A 15,987-nucleotide genomic window follows, 5' to 3' on the forward strand; every position below is an offset into this window, starting at 1 on the left:
CAAACGCGCCTCGCTATAGCCATGAAAACAAGTGATGAAGTGCAGGAGTTGCGCAACCACAAACACATCACATGCGATGTGTCTCGTGTGATTGATGTCACCTATTGGAGCCAATCAGAATTCCCTGACCCGCATGTCGGGTGCATCCCCACACGAAAGTAAGGAGCACCCCCTCGGATTTTCCTGACAAGCCCCTTAGGGTCACTGGCCCCGCGCGTTCTTCCACACGCAGGGTTCCAGCGCGCATCCCCCGCGCGCGACGCGCTCACCCGCGTCTTGATCGTTACCCCAAGGAGCTTCATGAACAGGATTTACCGTTTGGTCTTCAACCGCGCTACCGGTGCCATGCAGGTGGCCTCTGAACTTGCGTCCGGCATGTCCTCGCCGGCCCGCACCGTCGGTGCAACGCGCCGCCGCTCACCGCTCGGCGTCGCCGTGATGGCCGCATTGTGCCTGGGTACCGCCGCGGCACCGTCCGCGTTCGCGGTGCCCTACGACTTCACCAGCGACGAAGTCATCGGCGACACCCGTGTCTACGCCGACGGCTTCTTCATCGGCAACACCGGCACCGTGGCGATCGACCTGGTCGGCGGTGGCCAGTTGACGTCCAATGGCCTGGTATCGCTGGGTACCGTTGCCGGCGCCGATGGCACTCTGCGGGTGATCGGCCCGACCGCCTACCTGCAGATGACCGGCGCGGCGCTGCGCATCGGCGAGGCCGGCACCGGCACCCTGCAGCTGCTCGACGGCGGCACGGCCACGTCCAACAACACCGTGTCGCTGGGTTATGGCGCAGGCGGTACCGGCAACGCGCTGGTGCGCGGTGCCGACTCCAGCCTGACCGCACGCCAGTTGCTGGTCGGCCGCCAGGGCACCGGCACGCTGGACATCGATGGCGGTCGCGTCACCAGCACGATGGCGTATACCGTGGTGAACAACTTCGGCGTCAGCCTTGGCTCGGACACCGCGGGCAGCGGCACGATCAACGTCCGCAACGGCGGCCAGCTTCTGGTTACCGACAACAATCTGCTGGTCGGCCAGGTGGGCCAGGGTCGCCTCGACGTGGACGGCGGTCGCGTCGAGGCCGGTCGCGGCATCTACGTTGGCGCAGGCACGCAGTCCGGTGCGACCCAGGGCGGTCGCGGTGAGATCACCGTCAGCGGCGGCGGCCAGCTGGTGTCGCAGGATCTGGTGCTTGGCGCCTCCAACAACGCGACCGGCGCGCTGACCGTCAGCGGCGCGGGATCGGTGGTCGACGCCACCACCGTGCGGGTGGGCCAGAACGGCGACGGCACGCTGCGCGTCGAAGGTGGCGGCGTGGTCACGGCCGACGAAGTCAATGCGGAAAAGTACGACGCACTGGGCAGCGGTGATTACGGCCAGACCGGCAGCATCGTGGTGACCGGTGCCGGCTCGGCGATCCGCGCCGCGCGCGTGGATGCGAGCAACCACCTGCTGCTGGAAGCCGGTGGCGTGGTCGAATCCGATCGCGCGGCGATCAAGGACAGCTTCGGCCCGACCGCCAGCACGGCACGCATCACCGGGGCGGATACGCGCTGGACCAACACCGGTGCGATGGCCATCAGCACCAACCTGGACGTGCTGGACGGCGCGGTCATCCGCAGTGATTCGGTCAACGTCAGCGGCGGCCTCAACGACGTCACCATGACGCCGGCGTTGCTGGACGAACAGGTGCGCGTCAGTGGCGCCGGATCGGCCATCGAAGCGGTGAATGGCCTGACGGTCGGCGCCGTGCTGATGCGCGGTCCGTACGGCATGTTGAGTGTGAACAACGGTGGGCGGGTAGCCGGTGGCAGCGGCATCCTGCTGGACCAGAGCGGCTACCTGGTGCTGGGCGGTGGCATGGCGACATGGTCGGTGGCCGACGGCGGCCCGCAGTGGCTGGCCGCCGAAGAAGCCGGCACGCTCGATGGCGCAGCGATCTCGATGGACAGCAACGCCGGCGGGCTGGTGTTCAACCACACCGGTGACATCACCCTGGGCAACGCCATCCAGACCGTTTCTACGGGATCGTCCAATGCCCACCTGCACGGCGGTGCGCTGACCCAGGTGTCGGGCAACACCACGCTCGATGGCGACCTGCGCGCGTTCGGTGGCGACATCACCGTCAACGGCGGCAGCCTGGTGATCAACTCGGACATGTATGTGGGCGAAGGCTACACGGGCCCCAGCCAGGCCCTGCAGCAGCAGATCGACGTGCGTGGCGGCACGCTGGTGCTGAACGGTGCGGCAGGCTTCCAGCAGACCATCGAATTCGGTGCGGGACTCGGCAGCGAGGTGCGTCGCAGCTCACTGGCTGAAGTCAGCGGCAGCGGTGTGCTGGCCGGCAATGCCACGGTCGGCACCACCTATGTGCGCAATGGCGGCACGCTGTCGCCGGGCCACGCCGGTGTCGGCACGATGACCATCGACGGCGACCTGTTCTACAACGCCAACGCGCTGCTGCCCGAACAGGTCGCGAACAAGGCCTTCTTCGACGTGGACGTGCTGGGCAACGGACAGGCGGACCTGCTGACCGTGACTGGCAAGGCCTATATCGGGCGGGATGCCAACGTCGGCCAGATGGGCGACACCGGTGTGCGCGTGACCGCACTGGATCCGGCGGCCAGTTACCAGGGTGGGCAGAGCTACACGATCCTGAGCGCGGCAGGTGGCGTGACGGGTACCTTCGATGACGTGATCTCGCGTTCGGCCTTCCTGGACACGTCGCTGAGCTACACCGCCAACGATGTGCGCCTGAACATCACAGTGAAGGACGGCGGACCGGTTGATCCGCCGGTCGATCCCCCGGTGGACCCGCCGGTTGATCCGATCATCCCGCCGGTGGATCCGATCACCCCCCCGGTTGATCCGATCACTCCGCCGCCGCAGGTGTTCGTCACTGTCGCGGCGACCGGCAACCAGCTGGCCACGGCGGCTGCGCTGGATACCCTGCAGCAGTCCGGTGACGCGCTCGCGTTGTACAACCGCCTGCTGATGCTGGATGCGGACAGCGCCCGCCTGGCGTTTGATGACCTGTCCGGCGAAATCCACGCCAGCAACCGTGCGTTGCTGCTGGAAGACCGCTTCCTGCGCGATGGCATCAGCCAGCGCCTGCGCAGCGGCATGCCGGCCGGCGACGGCCCGTCTGCCTGGATCGGTGGCAGCGGTGCCTCCAGCCAGCGCGATGGCAACGGCAGCGCCGCGCGCACCCGCGACCACCGCCAGGGCCTGATGGCCGGTGCCGACTGGAGCATCGGCGAACGCTGGACGTTCGGCGTGGCCGGTGGCCCGGAGTCGCTGCGCCAGCAGGTCAATGCACGCAATGCGACGACCGACGTGGATGCCGTGCACAGCGGCCTGTATGCCGGTTTCCGCGGCGACGCTGCCTACCTCAACGGCGGCGCCAGCTATGCCGATTACGAGCTGGATACGCGGCGTACGGTCGGTGCAGGCACGGCGTGGGGGCAGACCCTGTCCAACCGCCGCGATGCGCATGCTGTTTCCGGTTTCGTCGAAGGTGGCTGGGATTTCCAGCTCGACGATGCGTTGACGCTGACTCCGTACGTGGCAGTGGCCTACACCCGCCTGTCCACCGATGCCGGCATCGAAACCGGGGGCAATGCCGCCCTGGCGATCGCCGCCAGCAAGGACGAAGCGTGGACCACCACGGCCGGCGTGCGCGCTGCGTGGGACATCAGCGGCGGCCAGCCGGACGGTGCGCGACTGGAGGCCGGGCTGGCCTGGCAGAACGCGGCCGGTGAGCTGCGCGCGGACTCGGCGCATCGCTTCGTGGCGGGCAGCGAGGGCTTCACCGTGCAGGGCCTGCCGCTGGCGCGCAACGTCGGCATCGCCGAGCTGGGCGTATCGGTCAATACCTCCAGCCGCAGCCGTCTGTCCTTCGCCGCGCAGGGCCGCGCCGGTGACGGCCAGCGCGAAGTCGGTGCGCAGCTGAACTGGAACGTGGCGTTCTGATTCACCACTGAGCAGTAGCGGGACGGCAACGGGCTCCTTCGGGAGCCCGTTGTCGTTCGGCCGTTCGGGTGTTGCCTCGGTAGTGACGGCCGCTGGCCGTCAGGCTCTTTCCATGCAGCTTGCGTCACCTTCGCTGTATTCGGCATGCTGCCTCCATGTCCTCCCCCAAACGATCCATCCATGTGGTGGCTGGCGTCATCACCGATGCGCGCGGCCGCGTGCTGCTCAACCGTCGCACGGAACACAGCGATCTGGCCGGCCTGTGGGAATTCCCAGGCGGCAAGCGCGAACCCGGTGAAAGCTCCGAACAGGCGCTGGCCCGCGAACTGCAGGAAGAACTCGGCATCGAGGCGGACGTCGGCGATTGGCTGATGGACGTGCCGCAGTGCTACCCCGACAAGGACCTGGTGCTGGAGGTGCGGCATATCCGCAGTTGGAAGGGTAGCCCGCGCGGCCGCGAAGGCCAGGCGATCACCTGGGTGGCGCCGGAAAAACTGGGACGCTATTCCATGCCGCCGGCCGACCTGCCGGTGGTGGCCGCGCTGCGCCAGCCCGACCGCTACCTGATCACGCCGCCGCCGGCCGACGACGATGCCGACCAGCAGCGCTGGAGCGAGCAGCTGCGGCGTGCCCTGGCGGACGGGCACCAGCGCATTCAGCTGCGCCTGCCGCCCGACCATCTGCGGCGCGTGGCGCTGTGCGAAGCAGTGGTACGCGGCCATCGCCGTGCCGGGCAGTGGCTGCTCAACCGCGATATCGAACTGGCGCGCACGCTGGGTGTCGGCGTGCACCTGGGCGCCGAGCAACTGGCCACGCTGCGCGAACGTCCGCTGCCAGCCGACCAACTGGTGGCGGCCTCATGCCATGATCTGGCGCAACTGCAGGCTGCACAGCAACTGGGCTGTGACTTCGTGGTGCTGGGGCCGGTGCAGGCCACGGACAGCCATCCCGGTGCCGAGCCGATGGGCTGGGAGCGCTTCGCCGCCCTGCGCGCGCAGGTGGCCCTGCCGATCTATGCGCTGGGCGGACTGGGTGCCGATGACATCGTCACCGCCCGCCGCCACGGCGCGCAGGGCGTCGCCGCCATCCGTGGCCTGTGGCCCGCCTGACCGGCTGACCGATCGACCGACCAACCGTGCGACCGACCGGTAGCGCCGAAGGCGGCGGCAGGAGCCGCCGCCTTCGGCGCTACAGCGAGCGCGTAGCGCGGCCTGCGTCCGGCGTCGCGAACCCGGAACGGAGAGCCGCCGAGCGCGGCGACGCAGCGGTTACAGCGTGATCCAGAAGCACCCGTATTGCCGGCGCAGCCCCAGCACGCTGCGCGCCGGCGTGGCGGTGCCTGGGAGCACCTGTTCCAACCGCAGCGCGATCGGATTGGGTCGATCTTCCGCGGCCTCCGCCGTGCCATCCGCCGCGGGCAGCAGCGGTTCCTGCACCTGTGGATACACCGGCACGATATCCACCAACGGGCGCCGCGCGATGGACTCCAGCTGGCCCAGGATGCGCTGGGCACCGGCGTCGGATACCGACCCCCACAGATACAACGTGGAAAGACGGTTGACGTCGTTCGCGGCCATCGCGCCGCGCAACGCGCCCACCAGTTCACTCAGCCGACGTGGGCAGCTGGCCCCGAGCGTGTTGCGCTGCTGGGTGTTGCCGGCCGCCGCGGCAGTGGGTTCCGGCAGCCGCGAACGGGCACCGAGGCTTTCGCAGGGGCGATCGGTGTAGACACTTTGTCCGCCGGCATCGGTGCAGCGGTTCAGGCGTTGCGCCTGCTGCGCGTGGGCCGGCGCAAGCGGGGCGGACAGCAGCAGGAGCAACGGCAGGCAGGCAAGGATTCTCATTGCCTGCAGGGTAGCGCCCAGCGCCCGCCCACGCGATGAAACCGCGTCAGCTGCGCAGGAGTTTCAGCACCGACGTCGTCGGCTTGGCCAGGTTCAACGTGTAGAAATGCAGGCCGGGTGCGCCGCCCTCCAGCAATCGCTGGCACAGCTGCGCCACCACCTCCGCGCCGAACGCGCGGATCGATTCGCTGTCATCACCGTAGGCCTGCATCTTGCGCCCGATCCAGCGCGGGATCTCCGCGCCGCACTGTTCGGAAAAACGGCGCAGCTGGCTGAAGTTGGAGATCGGCATGATGCCCGGCACGATCGGCACGCTGACGCCGAGCGCGCGTACCGCATCGACGAAATGGAAGTAGGCGTCGGCGTTGTAGAAATACTGGGTGATCGCCGCATCGGCGCCGGCGTCCACCTTGGCCTTGAAATGCTTCAGGTCGGCCAGCGCGTCGCTGGCCTGCGGGTGGGTTTCCGGATACGCGCCGACCTCGATGCGGAATGCGTTGCCGTGCTCGGCACGGATGAAATCGATCAGCTCGGCGGCGTAGCGCAGGTCACCGGGATGGCCCATGCCCGAAGGCAGGTCGCCGCGCAGGGCGACGATACGGCTGCAACCGATGGCGCGGTACAGCTTGAGCAGTTCGCGGATTTCCTGGCGGCTGCCACCGACGCAGGAAAGATGCGGGGCGGCCTCGAAGCGGTGGTGCTGCTTCAGGTGGCGCACCGTCTCGGAGGTATAGCTGAGCGTGGAGCCGCCGGCGCCGAACGTGCACGACACGTATTCCGGGCCGAAACCACGCAGCTTGACTGCGGTACGGTCCAGCTGGCTGCGCTGTTCGTCGGTCTTGGGCGGGTAGAACTCGAAGCTGAGAGAGGTCATGGCAATGGCGGCGGCGGGCTCGTCGTCAGTATATCGCTCCATCGCGATGGATGTGCAAACAGGGTGATCATCCGTCCTGTCGGCCGCTCGCTGCGCCCCGGCGACCGCTGGTCATTGTTTGTGCCGGACCGCTTTCTGCGACGGCACGCTGTGCTTCCCTGGAAGCAAAGGAGTTGGACAGATGAAGCGCTTTATCTCCGCGAACCGCGCCAGAAACGTCTTGCCGCTGGCCGTGGGCGGTCTGATGGCCCTGCTGGCCTGTATCGGCACCACCCAGGCTGCCACCATCGGAAAGCCCGGCCAGCTGCAGGTCGAGGTGGTCGGCAGCGGCAAGCCGGTACTGATGATCCCCGGCCTGAACAGTGGCGCAGAAGTCTGGCGTGCGACCTGCGCGGCCCTGCAGCCGCAGGTGCAGTGCCACCTGGTGCAGCTGCCCGGTTTTGCCGGTGCGGCCGCAGCCGACCCGCTACCGGAGGATTTCCTGCCGGCCATGCGTGACGAACTGCTGGCTTACGCCAAAGCGCAGAAGCTGCAGCAGCCGGCCGTCATCGGCCACAGCCTGGGAGGCGTGCTGGCGTTGCAGATGGCGATAGCCGCGCCCGAGGCGGTAGGGCCGCTGGTCATCGTCGATTCGCTGCCGTTCTATGCGGCCATCCAGAATCCGCAGACCACCGCAGCAAGCGTCAAGCCGATGGCCGACCACCTGCGGGCGGGCATGTTGGCGGCCGAACCGGCCGCTTACCAGGCCCAGGCCGAGGCGGCATTGAAGGGCATGCTGCATGACCAGGGCCACATGCCGGTGCTGGTGCGCTGGGCCCGCGAAAGCGACCGTGCCACCACGGCGGCGGCGATGCATTCGATGCTGGTGAACGACCTGCGCGACGCGGTGGCGGGCATCCGCGCGCCGACCCTGGTGCTGGGAAGCTGGGCAGCGTATCGGCCGATGGGGGCCACCGAAACGTCCACCCGTGGCATCTTCGCTGCTCAGTACGCCAAGCTGCGCGGCGTGCGTATCGAGATGAGCGCGGAAGGCTTCCACTTCCTGATGTGGGATGATCCGCAGTGGCTGTACGGGCAGATCCGCAGCTTCCTGAAGACCACGGACTGACGAGGCGCCCTGATGCGTGGCGCCAGCCCGCCACGCATGACCCGTCCAGGCAAGCCCATGCACGAACCGAATTCCCCGCTGCGCTTCTGGTTGCCCAATACCACCGCCTGGGCCGCCTACGCGCTGCTCAACGTGTTCCTGATGGCCCAGTTCGGCGGTGCCAGCAGTGGCGGCATGCTGATAGGGGTGACGCTGGCGGTGGCATTGTGGGCGATCAGTGGCGTCCTGCGCTGGCGCGCACTCAGCAGGCACTGGTGGGACGACCCCGCGCCGGTGTTGCTGTCCAAGCTGGCGGCCAGCGTGGTGCTGGGCGCATTGCTGGCGCAGGGCGTGATCGCCGCAGTCCTGGTGCCTTCGGTGCGCAACGGTTGGGTGCAGCTACCTGCGGGGGCGGCCGATTACAGCGTGGGCGCGTCCATCGGCTACTGGCTCAACACCGCCATCGTGCTGGCGCTGTGGACCGGCGTATGGGCAGGTCTGCACAGCATGCGCCGCGCACGCCAGGCGCAGTTGGCGCAGCTGCGTGCCGAGGCCGCGCACAGCGCACTGGAGCGCGATGCGCTGCGGGCCCGACTCAACCCGCACTTCGTTTTCAATGCACTGAACAACTTGCGCGCGCTGATCCATGAAGACCCGGAGCGCGCGCGCGAGATGGTGACCCGGTTGTCGCGCACGCTGCGCCATGCACTGGAACACAGCAGCGCCACCCGGGTGACACTGGCCGAAGAGATCGCGGTGGTCGACGATTACCTGGCCATCGAAGCGGTGCACTATGAACAGCGCCTGCGCGTGGTCAAGGACGTCAGTGCGGACAGCGCCGCCGCGCTGTTGCCGGCGATGGCGCTGCAGCTGCTGGTGGAAAACGCGATCAAGCATGGCATCGCGGTGACCCCGTCCGGTGGCGAACTGCGCATCGCCGCACGGCAGCAGGACGGCGTGCTGCATATCAGCGTGGAGAATCCACTGGGCGTCGCTGCCGATACCGCCGGCCATGGCGTTGGCCTTGCCTACCTGCGCGCCCAACTGGACGGCAACAGCGGCCGCTTTGAACTGCGGCGCGAAGGAGACCGCATGCGGGCCGTGCTGGAGGTGCCGCAATGACTGCGCCGTTGCGGGTACTGATAGTGGATGACGCGCGCCTGGCACGGCAGGAACTGCGCACCTTGCTGTCTGCGTTGCCGTGGGTGAGCTGTGTCGGCGAGGCCGATGACGTACCGGCTGCGCGCGAGGCCATCGCCCGCCTGCGACCAGACGTGGTGCTGCTGGATGTGCAGATGCCTTCCGGCAGCGGCTTCGACGTGCTCGATGGGCTGGAAGGGGTGCCGCTGGTGGTGTTCGTCACCGCCTACGATGCCTACGCGGTGCAGGCGTTCCAGGCCAACGCACTGGATTATCTGGTCAAACCGGTGGAAGCACCGCGCCTGCAGCGGGCACTGCAACGCGCGCTGGAACGGCGCGCACCCGACGAGGCCGGTCCGGGCGAACGTGCGCTGCTCGGTCCGCAGGACCAGGTGTTCCTGCGCGATGGGGAACGCTGCTGGTTCGTGGCGGTGGCCGAGATCAGCCGCATCGTGGTGGACGGCAACTACGCGCGCCTGTGGTTCCGCGACCAGAACGCCCTTCTGACGCGCAGCCTGAGCGCGCTGGAAGCGCGGCTGCCTGCGGGGCTGTTCTTCCGCGCCAACCGCAACACGCTGGTCAACCTGCGGATGGTGCGGGCAGTGGAGCCGACCATCGCTGACGGTTACGAGCTGATCCTTGCCGATGGGGCGCGCGCGGAAGTCTCACGCCGACAGGCGCGCGAACTGCGCGAGCGGATGGCGCTCTGAAGCGGTAGCGGCGGTGTCGATTGCAGCTTTTCTGATGAACCCGGACGGGGCTGGCTGCGCAGGATGTCCGGGTCGGTGACGTAGAAGCACCGGCCGGGATTGGCATCCTGCAAACCTATCGAAATTGGCTCTGTCTTGCCCCTTGGGCACGGCGGGGAGAATGCATCAGCACGCCAGCTCTCTGGCGGGCGATGCGTGGGGATTTCATCCGCCGGTTTTTCGTCAGGTCCTGGTATGCCAACCCGCATCGTCCGCCGCCTTGCGCCCCGGCGCAGGCGGCCTCAACGGCCTGCGAGGTTCCCCGATGCCATCCCACCCACGCCACGCCGCCCGCCTGCACTCGCTGATCGGCGAGGGTCTGCATGATCTGCCGCCGGAAGTGATCCACAAGCTGGAACGCATGCTGCAGTGTTACGGCGTGCCGCATCCACGCGATGAACCGGCATGGGGCAGCGGTGCTGGCGTGCTGCGCACCCCGCGCGAGGTCGCCCGGCACGTGGACGGCTGCCTGGTCGAAAGCGGCGGTGATGCGCCGATCCTGGCCGAAGCCCTGCTCACCCTCATCGATGGCGCCGACCTGCGGCGCGTTGCCCGGGTCTGCGGGCTGCCGTGCGAGGTGCTGCACCGCCAGTTGGCGGGCCGGCGCACGCTGGCCTTCGCCACCGTGGTGGGCACGCTGCGTGCGCTGGGGGTAGAGATGCGGGTGCGGGTGGTCATGAGGTAACCACAGGGTGCCCGGCCGCGATGCGCCCTGTACCCTTGGGGCAGACTTCCTGCCGTGCCTGCCATGTCCATCGTACTAACCGAATTCGCCCGTCCCCGTCTGTTTCCGCGTACCCCGCGCGCCAACACCATCCAGGATTGTTCGGCCGAACAGTTCGTGCAGCACCTCAACACGCACGCACCGTTCAAGGTACTGGATGGCTACGCCCCGTTCTGCAAACTGCACGTGTATGAGAACTGGACCAGCACCCGCTGCCTGACCGTGCCGATCACCGTGGCCAACCAACACCAGCTGCGCAGCGGCTACGAAGCGCGCAACCGCGACGAACTGCCGGTGCTGGTGCGCTGGTTCGAAGGCGTGGAATCGCCGGTGGCCAATTATCTGGTGGTGATCCTGTACAGCGCCGAGCAGCTGGCCAAAGAGGGGACGGACATCACCGCCGACTGGGGCATCGTCGGCTGCATCTACACCGCCGAACCCGAAGAAGTGCCGATGGCACCGATCACCATGATGCGCAACGCGCTGGGTGTGGAGGAGGGCGGCTCCGGCGTGCCCCTGGACCGCGAGGCCTACGCGCGCGCGGTGGCGTTCTGGGAAGCCAACGCCAACTGGCGGGGGTGATGCCATGGGGAGATGCGAGGCGGAGTGGAGCCGGTAGCGCCGAAGGCGGCGGCAGGAGCCGCTGCCGACGTCGCTTGCGACGGCCCGTAGGGTGCCGGCCAGGACGACCGGCATAGCCATGCTCGGCGAGCGCACCGCGCGGCGCTTCTGCAGGCGATCCATCAACGGCGCCGGAAGGCGCCGGCATGGATCAACGCCGGATCATCGCGAACACCGCACCGGTCAGCCGCGCCAGATCGGTCGGCGCAAGCTCCACCTCCAAGCCCCGTCGCCCCGCACTGACGTGCAGCGCCGGCAGCGCCCGCGCGCTGGCATCAATGAACGTACGCAGCCGCTTCTTCTGCCCCAACGGGCTGATGCCACCGACCAGATAGCCGGTCGCGCGCTGCGCCGCATCCACCGGCGCCATCGCGCATCTGCGGCAGCCCGCTGCAGCGGCCAGCGTCTTCAGATCCAACTGCCCGGCCACCGGCACGATGGCCACGAGCAGCTCATGGGTCTCCGTGCTTGCGAGCAGGGTCTTGAACACCTGTTCGGGCTCCAGCCCGAGCTTCTGCGCGGCCTCGCCGCCGTAGGAATCGGCCTGCGCGTCGTGCACGTAGCTGCGCACGGTATGGGCGATTTTTTCGCGCTTGAGCAGGTTGATGGCGGGCGTCATGCCGGCATCGTAGCGCGCTGTTGAAGGGCATGGCTTGACCCGGGCTATGGACTCGACCCTCCAGGATTGCCGGCCAGCGGCCGACACTCCCGGGCATCAAACAAGAACGGGCGCCCGAAGGCGCCCGTCCAGACGATCTGCGATGTTACCCGCGGATCAGTAGCGGTAATGCTCCGGCTTGAACGGACCTTCCACCGGCACGCCGATGTAATCAGCCTGTTCCTGGCTCAGGGTGGTCAGCTTCACGCCGATCTTTTCCAGGTGCAGGCGAGCCACTTCCTCGTCCAGCTTCTTCGGCAGCAGGTAGACCTTCTTCTCGTAGCTGTCCTTGTTCGCCCACAGGTCGATCTGCGCCAGGGTCTGGTTGGCGAACGAGTTGGACATCACAAAGCTCGGGTGGCCGGTGGCGCAGCCCAGGTTCACCAGGCGGCCATCGGCCAGCAGGAAGATCGCATTGCCGTTGTCGAACACGTACTTGTCGACCTGCGGCTTGATGTTGATCTTCTGCACGCCGGCCAGCGCGTTCAGCGCATCGACCTGGATCTCGTTGTCGAAGTGGCCGATGTTGCAGACGATGGCCTGGTCTTTCATCGCGCTCAGGTGTTCGATGCGGATGATGTCCTTGTTGCCGGTGGTGGTGACATAGATGTCGCCACGGCCCAGGGTGGATTCGATGGTGTTCACCTCGAAGCCTTCCATCGCCGCCTGCAGGGCGCAGATCGGGTCGATCTCGGTGACCACCACGCGCGCGCCGTAGGCACGCAGCGATGCGGCGCAGCCCTTGCCGACGTCACCGTAGCCGCAGACCACGGCGACCTTGCCGGCCAGCATCACGTCCATCGCGCGCTTCAGGCCATCGGCCAGCGACTCGCGGCAGCCGTACAGGTTGTCGAACTTGCTCTTGGTGACCGAGTCGTTGACGTTGATCGCCGGGATCAGCAGGGTGCCGGCCTGGGCCAGCTGGTACAGGCGGTGCACGCCGGTGGTGGTCTCTTCAGACACGCCCTTCCAGTCCTTGACCACGCGGCCCCAGTAGCCCGGACGCTCGCTGGCCACGCGCTTGAGCAGGTTCTTGATGACCTGCTCTTCGTGCGAAGCCGCCGGATCGTCGACCCAGGTGCTGCCGTTTTCCAGCTCGTAGCCCTTGTGGATCAGCAGGGTGACATCGCCGCCATCGTCGACCACCAGCTCCGGACCGGTCAGGGTGCCATCGGCCAGGGTGAAGGTCAGCGCGTCCAGGGTGCAGTCCCAGTATTCTTCCAGCGTCTCGCCCTTCCAGGCGAACACCGGCGTGCCGGATGCGGCGATCGCCGCAGCGGCATGGTCCTGGGTGGAGAAGATGTTGCACGAGGCCCAGCGCACGTCGGCGCCGATGTCCTTCAGCGTTTCGATCAGCACCGCGGTCTGGATAGTCATGTGCAGCGAGCCGGTCACGCGCACGCCCTTCAGCGGCAGGTCGGCCTGGTGCTTGCGACGGATCGACATCAGGCCCGGCATCTCGTGCTCGGCGATGTCCAGTTCCTTGCGGCCCCAGTCGGCCAGCGAGATATCGGCGATCTTGTAGTCACCTTCGGTGGAGAAGGTCTTGGCAACAGCGTTCATTCATTGCTCCGGTTGTGGACGAGCGGGTGCTCGTATCTAGCCGGGCGCCGTTTTACATTGCCACCCTCCGAGCCTGGCCGGGTTGTCCGGTCGCAGCGCCCCTCGGCAGGGGAAGGCGGCCATTATATCGCGGCCCGGGGCGGCCCCAACCATCGGCAGGGGGTGAACGGTGCGGCGGCTGTTAAGGTCGGGGATTCACACGCATCAAAAGGATGGTCATGAGCAAGCGCGCGCGCCGCACGGGGCGTTGGAACGGAGTGGTGCTGTCGATGGCCCTGCTGGCAATGACACCGGCCGTGTGGGCCGCCGCGCCGACCGCTGCGGCCTCCACCGGCGCCACTGGCTACGAGCTGCCCTCCGCCGCGCTGCAGGCGGTGGTGGACCAGCCACGTGCGCCGGGCCTGTTCCTGTCCCCGCAGCGCGATCTGGCCGCGATGCTGCAGATGCCGCCGCTGCCGTCGATCGAAGTGGTGGCGCAGCCGGAACTGAAGCTGGCCGGCCGCCGGATCAACCCGCGCACGTTCTCCGACAGTCGCTTCAGCTACGGCACCAAGCTGTGGCTGATGGGCATCCACGATGGCAAGGAACGGCAGATCAGAGGCCTGCCGCCGGCGCTGTCGGTGGCCAGCCTGGCCTGGTCGCCGGACCAGAAATGGCTGGCCTTCAACCAGGTCGATCCGGCCAGCGGTGCCAACGAGTTGTGGCTGGTGGATGTCGCCACCGCCAGCGCGCGCCGCCTGCGCGGTGAGCTGAACACCGTGCTCGGTGATGGCTACCAGTGGCTGCCCGACAGCCGCGGCCTGCTGGTGATGAGCCGCCCCGGCAACGCCGGCAGCCCGCCGTCGCGCGACGTGGCGCCAACCGGCCCGGCCGTCCAGCAGACCAGCGAAGGCAGCGGCGTGGTGTCCATCCGCACCTACCAGGACCTGCTGAAAAACGAGGCTGACGCGCGCCTGTTCGATTATTACGCCAACAGCCAGCCCACCGAAATCGGCCTGGACGGCCAGTCCCGCGCGGTCGGCACGGTCGGCGTGTACCTCGGCCTGAGCCTGTCACCGGACGGTGGCTACCTGCTCAGCCAGCGCGTGCAGCGGCCGTATTCGTACGTGGTGCCGGTGAGCAGTTTCCCGCGCCGCATCGAGGTGCTCGACCGTGGCGGCAAGCTGGTGCACACCGTGGCCACGCGGCCGCTGGTGGAAGGCCTGCCGACCGGCAACGACGCTGAGGTGACCGGCGTGCGTGACATCAGCTGGCGTGCCGATACCCCGGCCACGCTAGTGTGGGCCGAAGCCCAGGACGGCGGCGATCCGAACCGCGAGGCCAGCATCCGCGACGCCGTGCTGATGCAGGCTGCACCGTTCGACAAGCCGCCGGTGACGCTGGCGCAGCTCGGCAGCCGCTATGCCGGCATCACCTGGGCACGCGGCGACCTGGCCCTGCTCAATGAGTCGTGGTGGAAGACCCGCCGCACCAAGACCTGGTTGATTGCCCCGGACGAGGCGGCGACCGATCCGAAGCTGCTGTTCGACCGCGATGCGCAGGACCGTTACAGCGATCCGGGAAAGCCGGGCACGCTGCGCGACGACAACGGTCGCGCACTGCTGCAGACCAGTGCCGATGGCCAAAGCATCTATTTCTACGGTGCCGGTGCATCCGCCGAAGGCGACCGTCCGTTCCTGGACCGCTACGAGCTGGCGACCGGCAAGACCACGCGCCTGTTCCATTCGCAGGCGCCCACTTATTCGGTGCCGATCGCGTTGTTGGGTGCGGATGCATCCTCGCTGCTGTTCACCCGCGAAAGCCCGGAGCAGCCGGCGAACTACTTCGTGCAGCCACTGGGCGATGCGGCGGCCAGCCCGCGCGCACTGACCGCGTTTGCCCATCCGCTGCCGCAACTGCGTGGCGTCAGCAAGGAGCAGATCCGTTACAAGCGCAAGGACGGCGTGGACCTGACCGCGACCCTGCTGCTGCCGCCGGGCTATGACCCCAAGCGTGATGGACCGCGCCCGCTGCTGATGTGGGCCTACCCGGGCGAGTACAAGAGTGCGGCGGCGGCCAGCCAGGTCACTGGCTCGCCGTACCTGTTCACTGCGGTCAGCTACTGGGGTCCGCAGGCGTTCCTGGCCAAGGGCTATGCGGTGCTGGCCAGCCCGACGATGCCGATCATCGGCGAGGGAGACAAGGAACCCAACGACACCTACCTGGAACAGCTGGTGTCCAATGCGCAGGCGGCGGTGGATGAGGTGGTGCGGCGTGGTGTCACCGATCGCGACCACATCGCCATCGGCGGGCACTCCTATGGTGCGTTCATGACCGCCAACCTGCTGGCGCACAGCCGCCTGTTCAAGGCCGGCATCGCGCGCAGCGGCGCTTACAACCGCACGCTGACGCCGTTTGGTTTCCAGGCCGAAGAGCGCAACTACTGGCAAGCGCAGGACACCTATCTGAAGATGTCGCCGTTCAACTACGCAGCCAACATCAAGGATCCGATCCTGTTCATCCATGGCGTGGACGACAACAACTCCGGTACGTTCCCGATGCAGAGCGAGCGCATGTTCGCGGCAGTGAAGGGCCTGGGCGGGACGTCGCGGTTGGTGATGCTGCCCAACGAATCGCACGCCTACCGCGCGCGCGAATCGATCATGACGATGCTGGCCGAGAGCGAGCGCTGGCTGGAACAGACCATCGGCAAGGGCGAACGCATCGGCCGGTAGCGGATAGCGCCGAAGGCGGCGGCAGGAGCCGCTGCCAA

12 protein-coding genes and 1 riboswitch are annotated in these 15,987 nt (G+C 67.6%); of the genes, 8 read left to right on the forward strand and 4 right to left on the reverse strand.

Features of this window, described 5'->3' with window-relative positions; all coding sequences use genetic code 11:
• Positions 1-300: 300 nt before the first annotated feature.
• Positions 301-3,975 (forward strand): autotransporter outer membrane beta-barrel domain-containing protein, encoded by a 3,675-nt coding sequence (locus IFT63_RS12415; RefSeq protein ID WP_192084383.1) that lies wholly within the window; start codon positions 301-303, stop codon positions 3,973-3,975.
• 155 nt (positions 3,976-4,130) lie between these two features.
• The gene (locus tag IFT63_RS12420) at positions 4,131-5,084 is read left to right on the forward strand and encodes a Nudix family hydrolase (RefSeq protein WP_042613659.1); all 954 of its coding nucleotides are present in this window, start codon (positions 4,131-4,133) and stop codon (positions 5,082-5,084) included.
• Positions 5,085-5,243: 159 nt separating this feature from the next.
• Here IFT63_RS12420 and IFT63_RS12425 read toward each other — a convergent pair whose 3' ends face one another.
• Together IFT63_RS12425 and metF are read right to left on the reverse strand one after the other, a co-directional pair.
• Positions 5,244-5,819: a DUF4124 domain-containing protein gene (locus IFT63_RS12425; RefSeq protein ID WP_042613660.1), complete on the reverse strand. Its 576-nt coding sequence runs from the start codon at positions 5,817-5,819 to the stop codon at positions 5,244-5,246.
• Positions 5,820-5,865: 46 nt separating this feature from the next.
• On the reverse strand, positions 5,866-6,693 hold the full coding sequence (gene metF / locus IFT63_RS12430; protein ID WP_192084385.1) for a methylenetetrahydrofolate reductase [NAD(P)H]: 828 nt from the start codon (positions 6,691-6,693) through the stop codon (positions 5,866-5,868).
• A 244-nt stretch (positions 6,694-6,937) separates the two neighbouring features.
• Between metF and IFT63_RS12435 the strand changes: the two genes are divergently transcribed.
• From IFT63_RS12435 to IFT63_RS12455, 5 genes are all read left to right on the forward strand, one after another.
• Positions 6,938-7,801 carry an alpha/beta hydrolase gene (locus IFT63_RS12435; RefSeq protein WP_249404471.1) on the forward strand — a complete coding sequence of 288 codons (864 nt, stop codon included), beginning with the start codon at positions 6,938-6,940 and terminating at the stop codon, positions 7,799-7,801.
• Positions 7,802-7,858: 57 nt separating this feature from the next.
• Positions 7,859-8,902: a histidine kinase gene (locus tag IFT63_RS12440; RefSeq protein ID WP_192084389.1), complete on the forward strand. Its 1,044-nt coding sequence runs from the start codon at positions 7,859-7,861 to the stop codon at positions 8,900-8,902.
• Positions 8,899-9,630 (forward strand): LytTR family DNA-binding domain-containing protein, encoded by a 732-nt coding sequence (locus IFT63_RS12445; protein WP_192084391.1) that lies wholly within the window; start codon positions 8,899-8,901, stop codon positions 9,628-9,630. Before IFT63_RS12440 ends, IFT63_RS12445 begins: the two co-directional genes overlap by 4 nt.
• A gap of 304 nt (positions 9,631-9,934) precedes the next feature.
• Positions 9,935-10,354, forward strand: a complete 420-nt coding sequence (locus IFT63_RS12450; RefSeq protein WP_192084393.1) for a hypothetical protein — start codon at positions 9,935-9,937, stop codon at positions 10,352-10,354.
• A gap of 63 nt (positions 10,355-10,417) precedes the next feature.
• On the forward strand, positions 10,418-10,975 hold the full coding sequence (locus IFT63_RS12455) for a DUF3228 family protein (protein ID WP_192084395.1): 558 nt from the start codon (positions 10,418-10,420) through the stop codon (positions 10,973-10,975).
• Between the two features lie 190 nt (positions 10,976-11,165).
• Here the strand turns inward: IFT63_RS12455 and ybaK are convergent, their stop codons facing one another.
• Both ybaK and ahcY read right to left on the reverse strand, forming a co-directional pair.
• Complete coding sequence (gene ybaK, locus IFT63_RS12460; protein WP_192084397.1) at positions 11,166-11,633, reverse strand: Cys-tRNA(Pro) deacylase; 468 nt, start codon at positions 11,631-11,633, stop codon at positions 11,166-11,168.
• Positions 11,634-11,789: 156 nt separating this feature from the next.
• Positions 11,790-13,235 (reverse strand): adenosylhomocysteinase, encoded by a 1,446-nt coding sequence (gene ahcY, locus IFT63_RS12465; protein ID WP_192084399.1) that lies wholly within the window; start codon positions 13,233-13,235, stop codon positions 11,790-11,792.
• Positions 13,236-13,270: 35 nt separating this feature from the next.
• Positions 13,271-13,345, reverse strand: a riboswitch (S-adenosyl-L-homocysteine riboswitch).
• Between the two features lie 108 nt (positions 13,346-13,453).
• On the opposite strand from ahcY, the gene IFT63_RS12470 reads away from it, so the two are divergent.
• Entirely contained in the window at positions 13,454-15,949 is a 2,496-nt protein-coding gene (locus IFT63_RS12470; protein WP_192084401.1) for a prolyl oligopeptidase family serine peptidase, read from the forward strand.
• The last annotated feature ends 38 nt before the right edge of the window (positions 15,950-15,987 follow it).

The organism is Stenotrophomonas sp. CFBP 13724, assembly GCF_014841975.1.
GTDB classification, from domain to species: domain Bacteria; phylum Pseudomonadota; class Gammaproteobacteria; order Xanthomonadales; family Xanthomonadaceae; genus Stenotrophomonas; species Stenotrophomonas lacuserhaii.

Coding starts and splice junctions, on each gene's coding strand:
- IFT63_RS12440 (WP_192084389.1), top strand. CDS start 7,859: ATGCACGAACCGAATTCCCCGCTGCGCTTCTGGTTGCCCAATACCACC.
- ahcY (WP_192084399.1), bottom strand. CDS start 13,235: ATGAACGCTGTTGCCAAGACCTTCTCCACCGAAGGTGACTACAAGATC.
- IFT63_RS12450 (WP_192084393.1), top strand. CDS start 9,935: ATGCCATCCCACCCACGCCACGCCGCCCGCCTGCACTCGCTGATCGGC.
- IFT63_RS12435 (WP_249404471.1), top strand. CDS start 6,938: ATGGCCCTGCTGGCCTGTATCGGCACCACCCAGGCTGCCACCATCGGA.
- IFT63_RS12415 (WP_192084383.1), top strand. CDS start 301: ATGAACAGGATTTACCGTTTGGTCTTCAACCGCGCTACCGGTGCCATG.
- IFT63_RS12425 (WP_042613660.1), bottom strand. CDS start 5,819: ATGAGAATCCTTGCCTGCCTGCCGTTGCTCCTGCTGCTGTCCGCCCCG.
- ybaK (WP_192084397.1), bottom strand. CDS start 11,633: ATGACGCCCGCCATCAACCTGCTCAAGCGCGAAAAAATCGCCCATACC.
- IFT63_RS12470 (WP_192084401.1), top strand. CDS start 13,454: ATGAGCAAGCGCGCGCGCCGCACGGGGCGTTGGAACGGAGTGGTGCTG.
- metF (WP_192084385.1), bottom strand. CDS start 6,693: ATGACCTCTCTCAGCTTCGAGTTCTACCCGCCCAAGACCGACGAACAG.
- IFT63_RS12420 (WP_042613659.1), top strand. CDS start 4,131: ATGTCCTCCCCCAAACGATCCATCCATGTGGTGGCTGGCGTCATCACC.
- IFT63_RS12445 (WP_192084391.1), top strand. CDS start 8,899: ATGACTGCGCCGTTGCGGGTACTGATAGTGGATGACGCGCGCCTGGCA.
- IFT63_RS12455 (WP_192084395.1), top strand. CDS start 10,418: ATGTCCATCGTACTAACCGAATTCGCCCGTCCCCGTCTGTTTCCGCGT.